Genomic DNA, 16,788 nt, shown 5'->3' with positions numbered 1-16,788 from the left:
AATAACATGGCGATTATAATCAATATTGATGTGATGCTGGCAAAACGTAAAATGAGCGTAACAGAACTTTCAGAGAAGGTAGGAATCACAATGGCCAACCTTTCTATATTAAAAAATGGAAAGGCAAAAGCGATTCGACTATCTACATTAGAGGGCATTTGTAAAGCTTTAGAATGCCAACCTGGGGATATTTTAGAATATCGCAGTGATGATGATACAAAGGACAATAAGTAGTAAATTTCTTTTTTTGTATGACAATCGAACAAATTTATAAAGGGGATATACTCATGAATTTAATCATGGAATCATGGAGGAGCAAAAATTTTAGAGCTTTAAAACAGCTTATTCATTTTGGGTGGGAGCAGGCCTTATCATGTTTGTTTCCCGTTGTTATCTTTGCCTCATTGGCTGTTACAAAAATGATCCCACTTCCCTTCTTACCACGGTATGACTGGTTGCTTATCATCTGTCTGTTGATGCAATGGTTGATGGTGCGTTCTAGACTTGAAACACGAGATGAACTAAAGGTTATTACCTTATTTCATCTCATTGGTCTCGCGCTTGAATTGTTCAAGGTACATATGGGCTCTTGGTCTTATCCAGAGGAAGGGTATTCTAAAATATTTGGAGTGCCTTTGTATAGTGGATTTATGTATGCGAGTGTAGCGAGTTATCTATGCCAAGCGTGGAGAAGACTAAAGGTTGAATTGATTAAGTGGCCACCATTTTTAGTGGTTGTGCCTCTTGCTGCTGCGATTTATTTGAATTTCTTTATTCACCATTATTGGATTGATGTTCGTTGGTGGTTATCAGGACTTGTGATTATCGTCTTTTGGCGATCATGGGTCATATATGAGGTAAATGGAACTCGTTACCGTATGCCACTCGCACTTTCCTTTGTGCTTATCGGATTTTTTATTTGGGTAGCCGAAAATATTGCAACATTCTTTGGTGCTTGGGAATATCCCAACCAAACCGATGCATGGAGTCTTGTCCATCTTGGCAAAGTGAGCTCATGGCTCTTATTAGTCATTGTTAGCTTTCTAATAGTAGCGACATTAAAACGGGTGAAGGGACAATCATCTACTAAGGTAGGTACTAGTCAAACTTTATAATAGAACTAGCTTTCTAAAAAGTCGTTACCTTAATGGAATGAAAATCTACTTTGATTGATGTTAACCTTTGTACAATAGTTAAAATTGTAAGTTCGTGTGAAAAGAATTACGTAATCGGTGAGGGCATTAATCATAAGATGGATTAATGCTTTTTTTTTGCAGAGATTTTAATAGGTATTTTCGCCTTTTCAAAAAAGAGGAAAGTTGATTATTATTGTTGACTTTATTAAAAGAGTGGAATAGAATGAGTAAATACTCTAATTAAAGTACTTTTATAAAAGTAATAAATTTAAAGTATCTTAATTGTACACATATCTTTTAGAAAGGATGCAAAAACATGAAATTTACTCAGTTTTTAAAAACAAGAGGTGCGATTGCTGCCATATTTATGGGGATTTTCTATGCCGTTGCAATGCTGGGCATCTTTTTACCTGGATATGCAGCAATTCCCGGAAATGTTGATAAATTACCGATTGCTATTGTCAATGATGATACAGGTGAATATGGGGCAAAGATTGCTGACCAGCTAGAAAAGAATTTACCGTTTAAGAATATTGAGACGGATGTAGCGAATAAACAGGCATTAAAGGATTTAGAAAAAAATGAGTTAGCACTAGTTGTACACATTCCAAAAACATTCTCAGAGGATATGCAAAAAGGAGAAACATCATCAAGTATTGACTTTACAATTAACGAAGCTGGTGCAACAACGATTTCCAGTACGATGAAATCAGTCGTCACGGAAATTAATAACCAGTTAAGTACTCAGTTTTCTCAACAAACAGCTCAAGGGGTATTAATGAATTTTAATGTACCAAAAGAGCAAGCAAGCGAATTAGCAAAAAAGATTGAAACAGCTTATGTCGGTAATGTAGTTTCAATTAATGAAGTGCCAAATGGTATGAATAATAATATGCTACCAATGTTTTTAACAATGGCTGGATATACAGGTGCAATGATTGGAGCAATGCAGCTAGTAGGAGCATTTAAAGAGAACCGTAGAAAGGCAAGTAAAACACGATTATTCATTTATGTCCAATTGACAGCATTACTCATTGCAGTTGTTGCATCACTTGCCGCTACGGGAATAGCCTATATAATTAATGATCCAAGTGCTAGCAAGTTCTTAAGTATAGTAGGACAACAAATATTAAATTATATGGTATGCTTCAACTTCACCGCCATTTTAATTTTCTTAGTTGGTGAAGGTGGTATGATTTTAAATTTACCAATTTTATTGATTCAAACACTTGCAAATGGTGCAACGATGTCACGTGAAATGATGTATAAACCTTATGAATGGATGAGCCACATCTCACCAATGTATTATTCAGTACAGGCTTACTTTGCTAAACTATATGGAAGCATTAGTCCGAGTCATTTTATTTGGCCATTGATTGCTGTTGGCGGGGTTGCCATTCTAATTAATATCGCGATAGTTGCTTTTATCCATAAACCAGTACCAGTAGAGAACTCGGTATCAGAGGATAAAATGGAAAGTGTAAAGAATGAAACTGAAGTTACCGCTTAGATTTGCTACAATAAGAATGTAATTCTTCTTAAAGGAGATAAGAGAATGTCCATTCAAATTTTTATATTGAGTAAACTAATGGAGGATAATAATTATCCTTATAAATTAAAAAAACAGATTTCAGAGCCTATACCATTGGATAGATTAGCTGGATTAACAGAAAGTAAACTGTACTACCATTTTGATTCCTTAGCAAAAAAAGGATTAATTGAATCGATCGAAATCATCAAAGAAGAGAATCGCCCTGATAAACAAGTATTTGCGATTACGGCTAAAGGTCAAGAAGAACTACCGAAAATGATTTACAAGTTGTTTGAAAATGCGGATTCAATTAGTGATATGGTGGTAGGTTTAGCTAACATCAAATATGTGGAACGTCAGAAGGTAGTAGAAATATTAGAAAAAAAATTAACAAATATAAAGCAACGTTGGGAAGAAGTTAGTGGGTACGAAGAGAAAGTAGAGGTAGACAAAGCTCAAGAAAAGTTTTCAGAATTTATGTTGGGCTATGTTTCGACTAAAGCAGAGCATACGATTTATTGGCTTGAGGAGTTAATTAAACGGGTTAAACAAGGGGAAATATAATGAAATGATACCTTGTATCATAAGTTGATTTTTACTTCTTAATTTGTTTGATACTTTACTATTGATTAAGAGAATGAATTGTTTGTAGCAAGGGCTTTACTTCATTACGGAGTAGAGCCTTTTTTATAGAGGAGGATTTCTAATCCAAACTGTTAAGTGTGAAAGGATCATTGAAATGGGAGGTGTTATTTATTCTTTGAAGGAATGGTAAGTTATTATAATTCCCTAAAATTTATGTATAGTAAGGCTATTTTTTAGAGAGAGAGCATATATTAATTTTATGTTTACTAGATAGGAAGATGAAAATCGATTAATTTGAAGGACAGCAAGGTTTTAGTGGTGCTTATCAAGTATAATGTGGATAACAGTGATAAAGGGGAGATAGAAATGAGTAATTTAAGAGTGATTGATGAATACAAAAGCGATCTTCAAAACTATTCATTGGAACAATTAAGATATAAATCGGCTGAAGATGTTTGGTCTTTGGGTCAGATGTATGATCATATAATACTTGTTGCACATGAATACCTTGACAATGTGGAAACTTGTACTAGAGAAAAAGAAGAGCAGAAACTTGGGAAAACGGAATTTGGTGAGCAATTATATAAAATGGGTGGGTTCCCAAAAATTAAAATCAAGTTACCTGACGAATTAAATACTCCACCAAGCAATTCTGATAGTCATGAAAGTCTTATGTTGCGACTAGATCAGGTAAAGCAGAGATTAAAACGATGGGAACCACAAGTAGATAGTATCAATTCAAATTTTAAAGTTAAACATGGGGGTTTTGGTTGGCTGAACGCAAGGGAGTGGTATGATCTTGTATTCATGCATTTCCATCATCACTTACGTCAGAAGCGTGAGTTAGAACAAAAACTCTAGGAATATACCGATTGTTTTTAGAAATTAATTTATACCAAAGGTTTTGCAAGTTAATTGAATAAAAGATTGTAAAGCAAGAGACATATATTTATCTTTATGCCAAACCATTTGTGTATGAACAGGTGTTGTAACCTGATGACAAACTAATTCTTTTAATATCCCTTTCTCAATCTCTGCTTTTACTACCATCTCCGGTAATACTGCAATACCTAAGTCTAAAATAATACATTGTTTAATTGCTTCCACACTTACAAATTCAAATTTATTCGATGCACAGATTCCAGATTGTCGAAACAAATTTTCTAGTATCACCCTATATGAACACCCTGATTCAGTTAATAAAAGAGTCTCATGTTCAAGATCTTCTAAATGAATTTCAGCTTTATCAGCTAAATGGTGTTGGGGAGAAGCAACAATTGTTAATTTTTCTTCAACCAGACTTTGTGCTTTTAAGTTTGAATCTTGATGTTGAATAGGCTCCATTGTAAATGCAATATCCAGAGTACCATCAAGTAATTGCGCCTTCGTTTGCTCTTGTAAGTAAATCGGTTTAAAGATAATTTTAACCTTTGGAAATTGCTCCTTAAATTCCTTCAATATTGGAGGCAGTCTATATGTACATTGGCTCTCAGAGGCTCCAATGATAAGTGTACCTGCCGGTTCCTCAACTCCGCTTATAGCGTTTTTCGCCTCATTCGTCAATTGAATCATTTTATCCGCATATATTTTAAACTCTTTACCTTGCTCTGTAAGGACTAAGCGCTTCCCTAAGCGCTCAAATAAAGGAGTTTCAAGTTCATTTTCAAGCGCTTTTATTTGAGCAGTAACGCTTGATTGAGCAAAGTTTAAGATTTTAGCTGTATAGGTAAAATTTAAATTTTCTGCAGCCGTTTTAAATGTGATAAGCTGTTTAATTTCTATTTTTCTCACTCCTATATAATCGATAATTTCGATTGATCTGATCGTAATGTTCAGCTGTATTGATTTGTAAGTTAATTATAAAATAGAAAAAATCAAACAACAACATATAAAACTACCTAGAAAGGAAAAGGGGTGTAGTAATGAGTAGCAATAAAGTAGATAAAAATGAACAAAAAAATCTAGACCAAAAGAACAAAGACAAAAAGGATTTTAAGCACTATTGGAATGAAATTATTCGTGCTCTTATCATAATTAAATAACTCAGATTAACTAATTATCTTCCAATCTATTTTTGTTTCGATTGCATACTTATTTTCATAGTTATATTCTATTTATTAATACAGATTACATAACATTTAAGAATGGTGAAAAAAACTTAATCATACTTTGTGAAAAATGGTTCTTATTTATTGGGATATATTAGAGCATGTTCTGTTAAATTAACTTTAATGAATAATGAGATGAATCTGTTAGACAAGCAAAAACCCCTTCAGGAATATAAAGTGTACCCTTTGTAAAGGACATTTAAAAAAAGACTAGGCAACTTGAAGAAGATGATGACTGTATTGTGCAGGTGTCATCTTTTTTAAGTTCCATTGACCTCGGTAATGATTGTAATATGTCATATAACTCTGAACCTCTCTTTTTACTTCTTCTAATGATTCACACGTTTTAAAATCCGTTTCATCTTTAAAATGTCCAAAGAACGATTCTTGTGGGGCATTATCCCAACAGTTTCCACGACGTGACATAGATTGCCCTAGTCCCATTTTCTTTACCATCTTTTGAAATTGGGGGTTGGTATAGTGGAACCCTTGATCTGAGTGAATGAATGCGCCTTCGGCCAGCTTTATCCCAGTCTTTTTCAACTTCTTTAATGTATTTAACGCAATATCTAGTGTGATTTTATCTGATGTCTCATATGCTAAGATTTCATTGGTTTCGGCATCTTTTATAGTGGACAAGTAGGCACGTTTTCCTTTTCCATAACTTAAATATGTAATGTCTGTTAATAATACTTTTCTAGCGGTTCCTTGCTTAAATTCGCGGTTTAATAGGTTCGGTAAAGTTCTATGTTCTTTTGTTGCTTTTGCCATTCTTCGATATGGGTTTGCTTTTCGAATTGGGCAAATGATTTGGAATTTTTTCATGATACGACGAATTCGTTTTAGGTTATATGTAATTTGATACTGATTTTCTAAGGTCATCTTGATTTGACGTGCGCCTTTCTTACGACGACGAAAATTATAAGCTTTTAAAATGATTTTCTTTACTTTTTCGTCTGCCTCATCACGAGCCTGTCTATTAAGTTGTGCTTCTTCTGAAAAATAACGATAATAACCTGATCGAGAGACACCAACTAGTTCACAAAGATAGCTCACCATCCGCTTTAAGTTATATTTTTTAATGACCAATTGGATCAATTCAAATTTCTGTTCAGCTGTTAGTTTTTCCTTTTCTTCACCAACATCCTTTCTGCTAGATCGATCTTTTTTAGCAGTTCATTTTCTGCACGTAATAAGGCGTTTTGTGCTTCTAATCGTGCATATTTTTCTTCTAAACTTAATTCACGTTCAAGTGGTCGTCCAGAATGGTATTTTCGAGTGTCTTCAAGCCCAGCTACACCATTTTCTTTATAAGCTTTACGCCATCTCTTTAAAGATGAACTCGCTCGTTCAGTCCCAACGATTTCAATATCAAATCCTGCATCTTCAAATATTTGACGTGGAAATTTTCCTTCTTCATACTCTTTAATAGCTAATGCTTTAAATTCATCAGTGTAAGTAATTGCTTTTTCACTAACAGCTTTTACATAAGGATGTTTCATCAATAATTTCTGTTCTTGATCTGTAAATAATATTTTCGACATTTTCATCCGCCCCATTAACTATTTCTTTCATTATAAATAAAAGTACCCCATAAGGAGGACTTTTTTTAAGTGTCCATCTTATAGGGTACATTTTAATAAGTTGAAGGGATTTTTTTATACGGCCGTATTCTGGAAGGATTGGTTAGATATAGGAGAGCAATAAAAGGGTAAATGTGGAATTATGTCGAATCTCTTATTTAATGAGTGAAGCGGAGGGGAAAATATGAGAAAGCCAAGTATTCTTGTTCTTGGAACTGCCCATTTAAGTAATCCCGAAAATAATGGAGATTTAGTTAAAATAAATTCGGGAGATATTTTCAGCGAAAAAAGGCAGATAGAAATAAAAGGAGTGGTAGACTCTTTAAGGAAGTTCGAGCCAACAAAGGTTGCGCTAGAAATCCTATCAGAAGATAGTGATCATATAAACGAAACTTATAAAAACTTTCTATTGGGGAAGTACAAATTAACGAGGAATGAATGTCATCAAATCGGTTTTCGATTGGCTAAGGAAATGAATCACAAGGAAGTATTTTGTGTTGATTGGAATGGTTCTGTTCCTGAAGTACCTGACTTAGATATATGGACTAAGGAACTTAAATCGGAAAAATACGATCAAGTTGTAAGAAGAATGCAAGACTTAGCAACAAAGATGGAAGAATTTTTAAAAAGCCATACGATTAGAGATTACTTATTATATCTTAATCATGATGATTTTATTAGAGAAAACCAAAGATTTTATACGAATCTTGCTCTAGTAGGAGATAAAAGTAATCCAGTAGGTGCGATGTGGACAGCTAAATATTGGTATTATAGAAATTTACTCATATATAAAAACATAGTTGAACTAATTGAGTCTGATGCTGATAGAATTTTTGTTTTATACGGTGCAGGACATCTTCATTTACTTAATCAATTTTTAAATGAAAGTGGACTTTTTAAAGTGGAAAAGGCGGAAGATTATATATAAATATATCATTTTTTAGTAGTTATATGATTAATTGTCTATGATTTTTTGGGCATAACATAAACGAAAAGGAGCGTCAATTATGCAAAATGTTCCAACACATATTGCTATTATGATGGATGGGAATGGTAGATGGGGAGAAAAAAGAGGTTTGACAAGAAGTCAGGGGCATTTTGCTGGCTCTAAAACAATGGAAAATATTATTGATGCATCATTAGAATTAGGGGTAAAAATCTTAACCTTATATGCATTTTCTTCTGAAAATTGGACAAGACCAGAAGAAGAAGTAAAGTATCTAATGGACTTACCCGTAATTTATTTAAATGAAAAATTGCCTAAGTTTATACAGAAGGATATAAGAATCTGTGTTTTAGGTGATATAAATGGCTTACCCATACATACTAGAGAAGCGGTAAAAAAAGCTGTTGACCAAACATCAAATAATAGTAAATTAATTGTTAATTTCGCTTTAAATTATGGCGGAAGAAGTGAAATTTTATCTGCTATCAAGTCCTTAATAAATGATATCAACAATTCTAAAATAGCGGATAGTGGCATAACTGGAGACTTAATTGAAAATTACTTATATACAAAAGGGCAGCCAGAGCCAGATATTGTGATTCGTACTGGAGGAGAAAAGAGAATGAGTAATTTTTTATTATGGCAATCATCCAAATCTGAATGGTGGTTTACAGATACACTCTTTCCTGAGTTTGATAGCAAACAGCTACTTCAAGCAATTAATGAAGTCAATCAAAGAAAGGATATCAATATTAGTTAATTATAATTATTAGCATGATTAATCATTTAGTATTTCGCTAGTGCTAAGGAAAAACATGAAAAAGCTAATTAATAGATTTAAATTGAGGTGTATCATGGGCTTTTATTATATATTATTACTCCTTATAGGTGTTGTATTTCTGATAGTTGGAGCGCTTAACAAAAATGTTTCACGTTCAATAAAAATAGTGATCTTCTTCGTTGTTTTTGGCATTCTATTTATTGTTACTTCGCTCATATTATTAATGCCGGGAAGCACTGAAATAATATCAGATTTAATTAATAGTTAGAACTAGGTTTTTATTAAATAGAAGTAAAGGTTTATGAGGAATGAATACATTTTCAAAATATATCGGAGGGATCCTATTTGAGAACTTTCATTTATATGGTGAGACACGGGGATTCGCCAAAAGAAGGAAATGAAAGAACAAGGGGCTTAACTGAAAAAGGAAAATTAGACGCGCAAAGAATAGCAGAAGTTTTAAAGGATGAAGGGATTAACACTGTTATCTCCAGTCCATACTCTCGATCAATTTTAACGGTTGAGCCGTTAGCTAAACAAATAGGACAAGAAGTTTTAATAATTGAAGATTTAAAGGAAAGAATTTTTACAGCTGAAAACGAGCGAATCTCTGATAGTGAACTCTTTCCTTTATTGGAAAAATCATATGTGGATCCGAATTTCTCTTTAAAGGGAGGAGAAACGAATGCCGAGTGTCAAAAAAGAGTTGTAAAAGTTTTAAAAGAAATATTAAATACTTATATAGGAAAAAAAGTAGTAATTGGCACTCACGGATTAGTCATGACATTAATGATGGGAGACTATGATTTAAGCTATGATTTGACCTTTTTACATAATACATCTAAACCTGATATTTACAGGATGGAGTTTAATGGACAGGAATTAGTTAAGGTTAATAGAATATGGGAAAGTCATCGTTTCAAGTAAATCATTATCCATTTAGATTTTATGCTATAACTCACTCTCGTCCTCAAGAATGTTTTCTTGGAGGTGAGATTTTTTATTAGCTATTAAATGAAAAATTCTAAGAGGTGAATCAAGTGATTCCAATATTATTGGATGTTCCGTTACAATTAGAAACTGAAAGACTAATTCTCCGTGCACCCTATCAAACTGGAGACGGGCACATTGTAAACGAAGCAATTAGAGATTCCATTCATGAATTGAGAGCTTGGTTACCATTTGCCCAAGAGCTTCCTAGTGTTGAGGAAACAGAGATTAACTTGAGAAATGCTCATATAAATTTCCTTAAAAGAGACAGCTTTCGGTATCTTATCTTTCATAAAGATAGCAATGACTTTATTGGAACAACGAGCCTTCAGAGTATTGAATGGAAGATTCCTAAATGTGAAATAGGATATTGGATTAATACCAGGTTTAGTGGAAATGGATACATGACAGAAGCAGTGAAGGAATTAACTAACCTTGGTTTAAATTACATCAAATTTAAAAGAATTGAAATAAGATGTGAATCTACCAATTTTAAAAGTCGTTCTATCCCAGAAAACCTTGGTTTTGTGTTAGAAGGTACTTTAAGGAATGATGATTTGTCCGCAGATGGTAGTAAGCTGACTGACACATGTTTTTATTCGAAAATAAAATAAGGTCATTAACGATTATACCTATATGAATAGATGTAAATCACCTTAGTGGCTTTCATCTATTTCAAGGGTATAAGAAAACCCTTAAAGGTTAGATAATTACCATCCTTGTTAACTACATAATTTAATTTCCAAAAATCAGAGTATGTTTCACTTTTAGTTGAAACAATTTTATGATATCTTCCTTGATTTACATAAACCAAAGGGAGAATTTCTTTATAAACAAAAACAACTAAATCCGTGTTATCATTCCCTAGATTGCTATCATGTCTTTCGATAATATAATCATGATTAAGATGATGATCTTTTATTTCATAAAATGTAGAGCCTGCTAATAATCTGGGGAAAATAAGAAATAGGGATAAAACAAAGATCCCATATAAAGTTAATGTATATGCTTGTTTCTTAAAGTATATTGTTGATAGTACTCCTGCAGAAATTAATAAAATATAATCTAGATATAATGTCCCTATTGTAAAATCAGTTTGTAGGAAAGTTGAATATACAACTAGTTTTCTTGTGAAAAGTCCTCCTAACCAAATAATACGAACAATACAATAAACGATCGTTAAACCAACTGTCAAAATGTAAAGGCGTTTTTTTAATTTGGCTGATTTTGTACTGATAATTTTTCACCCCATTTTTATTTTAATCTATTTTACCTAATAAATAATATAATTACTTTTTTTTTATAACAGATTCTTCTCTTAAAAAAGGTCAGCTGTATAACCTTATGCTAAAATGGATGATTAATTGAAAATGAGAGTGTTTTGTTAAAGCTGAATAGGATTTTTTTCTTTATAACCTTCGATAGGAATTATAATTAGAACAAATCCAAAATAATGGAGGTATCAATTATATAGTGTTTAAGTATACAGTATGTTTTATAAAAAATAATAATGATATATTAATGCTTAACCGAGAAAAGCCTCCAATTATGGGTGTTTGGAATGGGGTAGGAGGAAAAATTGAGAAAGATGAATCTCCAGATGAAGGTGCATTACGTGAAGTATTTGAGGAAACAGGCATCATAGTAGATAACTATTTTTCTAAAGGTACTGTAAGTTGGAAATCTTCTAATGGTGAACTTGATGGAATATATGTTTATCTTTATGAGGTGAATAATAATCTAAAGTTTGAAACTTTTAAAAAAACAAGAGAAGGTATATTAGATTGGAAATCAATTGATTGGGTATTAGACCCTGATAACTTTGGAATTGCGGATAAAGTTTCCCGATATTTACCAGTTCTTTTGAAGGGAGAAGGGATCTATTCGCTTCACTATAATAATGGTAAGATGTTAATTGTATAGGACTTTTTTTCTTGAAAACGGTTGATGTTTAGGTGGAATAATGAATATCTGGAATGCTAATCCCCTTCATCAATAAACGGGAAAAATAGAAGTTCTTGCTGCCATTTTGGCGGCTTTTTTTATTGAAGTAAGAATCATTTAGTAAGAAGGATTTTATTATATTATCAGAAGTTAACAATGGTGATTGTTAAAGATAATTACAGATACAAAGAGATATGAATAAGATTGCATAATAAACGAGAGCATCTGAGTATAATCAGTCAATTTTACCATTTTATTAATATTTATGTTTAAAAGAATGAAAGTTTGGAAATTATAGAAATAAAGATGTTAATAGGAGGAAATGATTATGTCGAGAGAAAATCAATTAAAGTTGTCTGATTTTATTATAAAAGATCAATTTGAACTAAGCTCTTACTTAACATATTTATTTCATCAGTTTTATGATGCTTATCCAAGCGATATGCAGATAAATAATAAATAATATGGTTAAACTTAAATATAGGTATGAACGTGGAAAAAGTAAGCGACGATATTATTCTAATCGGAGTAATATCGTCGCTTATTGTGTTTGATCTTAATTTATACATAACAAAAAAATATTTCCTTTGTATAGGACAAGTTTAGAGTTGGGAAGGATGAAAAGTAAGGAGGCGATATATAAATGAATACTTTTGAAGTGTTAACTCTGATGATCAGCTTTGGAATGTTTGTAATCGCCGTTTTGGGTTTTAAAAATAATGATAAAAATTCTTAAACACGCTGAGAAAGCGTGTGTTTTTTTGGGGTAATTTGGGTGAAAAGCAAATACAAAAACAAAAAAATAATCCATTTATTAATCTTATTGTTAGGTTCTTTTCTAAAACATTGTTGCTATTAGAGAGTAAGGTTTTAACAAATAACTATCAGCTGAAGAGCGCTACACCTTCCATAGCCTTTTGTTATTTATATAACGAAACAGTTTAATAGGAGGAGGAATGTAGCTAAACAGTGGAGAATATTGTTAGGAAATGGTAAAACCCTTGACTGAAATGGAGGACGTCAATTGATTTCGAAAGAGCCAGAAACACCTCAATTTACAGCAGAACAAATTAGGGAACTAACAAATATTGTTTTTCTTGAGGAAAAACAACCATCTCCTTGTGATATTCTATTTGTTTTTGCGGGGACACATTCAGGACATTGGGAAAAAGCAATTCAAGCATATAACAAAGGTTTAGGAAACAAGCTTATCGTAACAGGTGGTTATAATTCAAAGATGAATTTATATGAGTCAAGAGAAATTATTAGCCATTTGGTTGAGGCAGGAATCTCAGAAAAGGATATTATTTTTGAAGATAAATCCTCTAATACATTAGAGAATGTTTTATTTGCGAAAGAAGTCTTTAACTTTGAAACAATAAATAAGGTTCTTTTTATATGTAAGAGTTATGCTGCAGGAAGTCAGTATCGAACCTTGTTACAACACCTACCTAGACATCTTGAATTTATTAATTATTCATTTGATGCAAAATTTAACGGTATCACAGTGGCGAGGGATAATTGGCATAGTTCTGAAATAGGGCGTAAACGTGTTTGGGGGCAATACTTAAGAATTATAGAATATGGTCGTAAGGGGGATCTTCAACCTTTAAAAAGACGTATTGAAGGATTATGAAAAAATAGTTAATAACCGAAAAAAATTTAAGTTTCCTGCAATTTGATTAAGAGTAGAAGGTTGTTAGCTTAATAATAATATATAAGGAAGGCTTAAACAATTTGAGGTTTTTCTTTGTTATTCCATTTATTTTTATTGGTGCTTTTTTAATTGGTCTAACGATTGATAATATTGGTGATATAGGTAATTTCATGATCGATATTATAGGGTATGGATTTATTTTAATGGCTATTTTAATCGGAAGCAAAAAGAAAGAAAACAAACAGCCATCCTAAAATAGTATTAACTAATAAAGACGATGTACGGTAAGGGGATAAAAATGAAAAAAAGAATAGTAGGGATTTTCCTCTATGATTATGTTGATATTCTAGACTTTTCTGGTCCGGCAGAAGTTTTGTCATTAACTTCGAATAGTAAGCCTGAGCAACTATTAACCTTATACAAAAAAGAGTTGTTACCTACTAGACCATTTCACGTATGTACAATAACAGAAAATGAATTACCAATTAAAACTCATTCAGGAATAAAAATAGAGTCTGATTATAGGATTGATAACCACCCTGAATTAGATATCCTAATCATTCCTGGTGGACCTTTAAGGGCTGTACAATCTATGGTTAAGAATAAAAAAGTCCAAGAATGGATATTTAAACATAAAAAAATTGAATACATCTGCTCGGTTTGTACGGGAGCGATAATCCTAGGTGCAACAGGATTATTAAATTGCAAGAATGCAACAACCCATCATCTAGCATTGAAAATTCTACAAGGTAGCTACCCCGATATTCGTGTGGTGAAGGAATCTAAAGTTGTACAAGATGGTAATATCATAACTTCTGCTGGTGTTACTTCAGGTATAAATATGGCATTATATCTTGTAGAAAACATTATTGGAAAATCAGCAGCGGAAAGAATATCTAATACTATTGAATTTTAATTATAGAATTTAGTGAACAATTATTTTTAATATAAGTCAGATACATTTTAATTATCTTTTAAATTCCAAAGGGGGAAAAAGTTGAACATCTAGAGGGGATCGGCAACTCTTTTTTAAGTGTTCGACTAATGGAGTTGTCTAACTGTAAAAGTGACCAAAGTACTGGAAATTATACAATGTAAAGAATGATATAAGGTGAATTTTAAAGTTTAGAGGTGTAAATATGAAAATCGAATTTTATTCTTTAGATTCGGTAAACGAAACAGAATTAGAATTTGCGGTAATAAGCGCGATGTATAGGGGGAAGTGGGTTTATGTTAGACATAAAGCAAGGAAAACGTGGGAAATCGCTGGTGGTCATAGGGAAAATGGAGAAACGATTGAAGAAACGGCAAAAAGAGAGCTATTCGAAGAGACTGGTTGTTTAGATGTTGATTTAACTCCAATTTGTAACTATTCAATGATTAATTCTGTTAAGAGAAAATTTGGAAGGTTATATTTTGGAAGGATAAATGAGATTGGCCAATTGCCAATTTCAGAAATTGAAGAAGTAAAACTATTTGATTGTCTTCCTGATCATCTTACTTATTCAGATATTCAACCAAAACTATATGAAAAGACACTCGCTTTTGTTCATGCTTGTGAAGCCATACACTTAAATTAACAGTGTAATTGGGGAATTAAATATATACATATACATGTCTCTATGTTTGAGGATATAAAAAGGCAAGAATGGGAAGGAGACTGAACTGATTGCTGTAGAAAATAGTAGGTTAAAAGGATAAATATAGTTCCAGTTAGTGATTCTCATAAGACTTTTTTCGGAATCAAGTTAGGAGCTTTTTACAATTTTGATAAACGGGATTTTGATTCAGGAGGATTGATGCCTAGGTCTTATATATCTAATGGTTCAGTTTTTTAAGCATATAATAATTCTATTTGGGTTTGAAAGTACTGGGAGGATTTTCATTGTCACATGTTATTTTGAGTAGGGGAAAAGCAGGAACTGGGAAAACTACATTGGCGAAAGCATTAGGCAAAGAGTTGAACATAATAGTTTTACACAAAGACGATATATATGATACGGTTTCAAATTTCACAAAAAACAACGCAGATAGGAATAAAAACTGTTTTGAAATCTTATACAAATTACTAAAATCTTCAATAGTATCCGATGTTGATATTGTAATAGATTTTGGATTTAACCACTTGGATGACGTAGAACAATTAAAAAGTTGGATTCATAAAAATAAGGGTAGTCTAAAATCGGTCTTATGTACTTGCGAAGATTTCATTTGGGCTGAAAGGCTGAATAAGAGAAAATTATGTCCGTTACCTAATCAATTAATTACTAATATTGAAGATCTCAAGAAGCATTATGCAAAAATGCGTACAGGTGTCCTAGAGGGAGAGCTTGTAGTTGATACTGCTTTAGAATTAGATTATTTGGTTGAATTGGTAGCTAATTATATTACTTAATCAAATGGAATAACAACTAAGATTTTAAACTAATGGTGCAGTTGTTGAATTAGTGCAAAGGATGTAATAGAGTTTCAGTCCCTAGTCTGAAGAATTTGAGTTTAAATACACATATAATTTAGCCACTACTAAAAAGGAGTGGTTACTATGAAAAAGATATCAAAAAGTCCATTGTTCAGTTTTGTCGTCTTAACTTATGGAATCTTTTTATTGTTTTTTATGGTCATTGGTATAAGCATAATGTTAGACGCACCAGAGAGCGTAATAAACATTTTACAAACCATTGCAGCATGGTCATCAACTTTTGCATTTATTATTTTATTTAAAAAAATTTATCCGGGATTAAGGTTAAAGGATTTTATAAAACAGCAATTTGCTCAAAAACTTAGGTTTTCCGTTCTTGGCACCGTTGTAAGCATTCAAGTTATTATCATCTCTGTGACAATATTTTTGCTATCAAAAACAACTGATACTCAGGTTTTAGCTCTATCTTTTACAGGTCTGGGTCTAATGTTTCTCACTTTTTTAGATAAATTAGTTCAGGGGCCTTTGGGTGAAGAGTTAGGTTGGAGAGGATATGCTCTAAATGAATTACAAAAGAAGTACTCTCCTTTGCATTCAGCACTAATCGTAGGTTTTTTATGGGGGTTTTGGCACACTCCACTATGGTTTACCTCAGGTTATACTGATATGAAATTAATCAAGTACATCGTTCTTTTTATGATTGGAATTATATCTTTCTCAATTATTGTAACATTCTTCTACAAAGTAAATAAGAATCTAATGATACCGATTGTTATGCACCAAATTTTTAATTTTTCTCTTGTGTTGGTAAAAGGAGATTTATTAGACATTTTAGTATATGTTATGCTTTCTTATTTTGCTGTTGCAGTAATATTAATTGTTATAAATCCTAAAGAAATTCTATACAAAAAAAGCATCGGAAAGGATGTTAACATATAGTCAATTTGTAGCCGTGGTCTAGAGGGATTTTATATCAGGAACTTAAAAAATATATAGAAACTTTTTTTATTCAAATAACGGGGCAAGAGTGGAGATCAGAAGAAGGTCAGAAGCTCTTTTTTTATTTAACAACAGGGGCAGGTTAAATAAAAGGAAAACTACTAACTTT

21 protein-coding genes are annotated in these 16,788 nt (G+C 32.2%); 18 read left to right on the top strand and 3 right to left on the bottom strand.

Features of this window, described 5'->3' with window-relative positions:
• Positions 1-6: 6 nt before the first annotated feature.
• From I5818_RS20950 to I5818_RS20930, 5 genes are all read left to right on the top strand, one after another.
• A complete protein-coding gene (locus tag I5818_RS20950; protein ID WP_058006168.1) occupies positions 7-234 on the top strand; it encodes a helix-turn-helix domain-containing protein in 228 nt (75 codons plus the stop codon).
• 53 nt (positions 235-287) lie between these two features.
• Entirely contained in the window at positions 288-1,115 is an 828-nt protein-coding gene (locus I5818_RS20945; RefSeq protein ID WP_078110691.1) for a DUF817 domain-containing protein, read from the top strand.
• A 337-nt stretch (positions 1,116-1,452) separates the two neighbouring features.
• Entirely contained in the window at positions 1,453-2,646 is a 1,194-nt protein-coding gene (locus tag I5818_RS20940) for a YhgE/Pip domain-containing protein (protein WP_078110692.1), read from the top strand.
• A gap of 45 nt (positions 2,647-2,691) precedes the next feature.
• On the top strand, positions 2,692-3,231 hold the full coding sequence (locus I5818_RS20935; protein ID WP_071977707.1) for a PadR family transcriptional regulator: 540 nt from the start codon (positions 2,692-2,694) through the stop codon (positions 3,229-3,231).
• Positions 3,232-3,618: 387 nt separating this feature from the next.
• On the top strand, positions 3,619-4,113 hold the full coding sequence (locus I5818_RS20930) for a DinB family protein (RefSeq protein WP_078110693.1): 495 nt from the start codon (positions 3,619-3,621) through the stop codon (positions 4,111-4,113).
• A gap of 24 nt (positions 4,114-4,137) precedes the next feature.
• On the opposite strand, the gene I5818_RS20925 is transcribed toward I5818_RS20930, so the two are convergent.
• Together I5818_RS20925 and I5818_RS20920 are read right to left on the bottom strand one after the other, a co-directional pair.
• Entirely contained in the window at positions 4,138-5,034 is an 897-nt protein-coding gene (locus I5818_RS20925) for a LysR family transcriptional regulator (protein WP_058006209.1), read from the bottom strand.
• Between the two features lie 536 nt (positions 5,035-5,570).
• A protein-coding gene (locus tag I5818_RS20920; RefSeq protein ID WP_139358091.1) for an IS3 family transposase occupies positions 5,571-6,904 on the bottom strand; the annotation gives its coding sequence in 2 pieces (ribosomal slippage) (positions 5,571-6,520 and positions 6,520-6,904; 1,335 coding nt in all).
• Between the two features lie 223 nt (positions 6,905-7,127).
• On the opposite strand from I5818_RS20920, the gene I5818_RS20915 reads away from it, so the two are divergent.
• The 4 genes from I5818_RS20915 to I5818_RS20900 all read left to right on the top strand — a co-directional run bounded on the left by I5818_RS20915 (position 7,128) and on the right by I5818_RS20900 (position 10,274).
• Positions 7,128-7,871 (top strand): DUF5694 domain-containing protein, encoded by a 744-nt coding sequence (locus tag I5818_RS20915; protein ID WP_078111293.1) that lies wholly within the window; start codon positions 7,128-7,130, stop codon positions 7,869-7,871.
• Between the two features lie 79 nt (positions 7,872-7,950).
• A complete protein-coding gene (uppS, locus tag I5818_RS20910; RefSeq protein ID WP_058006899.1) occupies positions 7,951-8,649 on the top strand; it encodes a polyprenyl diphosphate synthase in 699 nt (232 codons plus the stop codon).
• Between the two features lie 366 nt (positions 8,650-9,015).
• Positions 9,016-9,597 carry a histidine phosphatase family protein gene (locus I5818_RS20905; RefSeq protein ID WP_078111358.1) on the top strand — a complete coding sequence of 194 codons (582 nt, stop codon included), beginning with the start codon at positions 9,016-9,018 and terminating at the stop codon, positions 9,595-9,597.
• Between the two features lie 113 nt (positions 9,598-9,710).
• Entirely contained in the window at positions 9,711-10,274 is a 564-nt protein-coding gene (locus I5818_RS20900; RefSeq protein WP_058006901.1) for a GNAT family N-acetyltransferase, read from the top strand.
• 56 nt (positions 10,275-10,330) lie between these two features.
• Here the strand turns inward: I5818_RS20900 and I5818_RS20895 are convergent, their stop codons facing one another.
• On the bottom strand, positions 10,331-10,855 hold the full coding sequence (locus tag I5818_RS20895) for a hypothetical protein (protein WP_071977714.1): 525 nt from the start codon (positions 10,853-10,855) through the stop codon (positions 10,331-10,333).
• Positions 10,856-11,133: 278 nt separating this feature from the next.
• Here I5818_RS20895 and I5818_RS20890 point away from each other — a divergent pair, with 278 nt between their 5' ends.
• The 9 genes from I5818_RS20890 (at position 11,134) to I5818_RS20860 (ending at position 16,619) form a co-directional block, all read left to right on the top strand.
• Positions 11,134-11,583 carry an NUDIX hydrolase gene (locus tag I5818_RS20890; protein WP_078110089.1) on the top strand — a complete coding sequence of 150 codons (450 nt, stop codon included), beginning with the start codon at positions 11,134-11,136 and terminating at the stop codon, positions 11,581-11,583.
• Positions 11,584-11,932: 349 nt separating this feature from the next.
• Positions 11,933-12,067: a hypothetical protein gene (locus I5818_RS26315; RefSeq protein WP_257233893.1), complete on the top strand. Its 135-nt coding sequence runs from the start codon at positions 11,933-11,935 to the stop codon at positions 12,065-12,067.
• A gap of 180 nt (positions 12,068-12,247) precedes the next feature.
• Positions 12,248-12,340 carry a putative holin-like toxin gene (locus tag I5818_RS26160; RefSeq protein WP_235849633.1) on the top strand — a complete coding sequence of 31 codons (93 nt, stop codon included), beginning with the start codon at positions 12,248-12,250 and terminating at the stop codon, positions 12,338-12,340.
• 288 nt (positions 12,341-12,628) lie between these two features.
• Entirely contained in the window at positions 12,629-13,240 is a 612-nt protein-coding gene (locus tag I5818_RS20885; RefSeq protein WP_078110090.1) for a YdcF family protein, read from the top strand.
• Positions 13,241-13,341: 101 nt separating this feature from the next.
• Positions 13,342-13,515: a serine kinase gene (locus tag I5818_RS20880; RefSeq protein WP_078110091.1), complete on the top strand. Its 174-nt coding sequence runs from the start codon at positions 13,342-13,344 to the stop codon at positions 13,513-13,515.
• Positions 13,516-13,559: 44 nt separating this feature from the next.
• Positions 13,560-14,177, top strand: coding sequence for a DJ-1/PfpI family protein (locus I5818_RS20875; RefSeq protein WP_169846904.1), 618 nt, complete (start codon positions 13,560-13,562; stop codon positions 14,175-14,177).
• A gap of 223 nt (positions 14,178-14,400) precedes the next feature.
• Positions 14,401-14,841: an NUDIX hydrolase gene (locus I5818_RS20870; RefSeq protein WP_078110093.1), complete on the top strand. Its 441-nt coding sequence runs from the start codon at positions 14,401-14,403 to the stop codon at positions 14,839-14,841.
• Positions 14,842-15,146: 305 nt separating this feature from the next.
• Entirely contained in the window at positions 15,147-15,656 is a 510-nt protein-coding gene (locus I5818_RS20865) for a P-loop nucleotide/nucleoside kinase family protein (RefSeq protein ID WP_078110094.1), read from the top strand.
• Between the two features lie 147 nt (positions 15,657-15,803).
• Positions 15,804-16,619 (top strand): CPBP family intramembrane glutamic endopeptidase, encoded by an 816-nt coding sequence (locus I5818_RS20860; protein WP_078110095.1) that lies wholly within the window; start codon positions 15,804-15,806, stop codon positions 16,617-16,619.
• Positions 16,620-16,788 lie beyond the last annotated feature (169 nt).

Source organism: Heyndrickxia oleronia (assembly GCF_017809215.1).
Taxonomy (GTDB): domain Bacteria; phylum Bacillota; class Bacilli; order Bacillales; family Bacillaceae_C; genus Heyndrickxia; species Heyndrickxia oleronia.
This window is presented reverse-complemented; position numbering and strand designations above follow the sequence as displayed.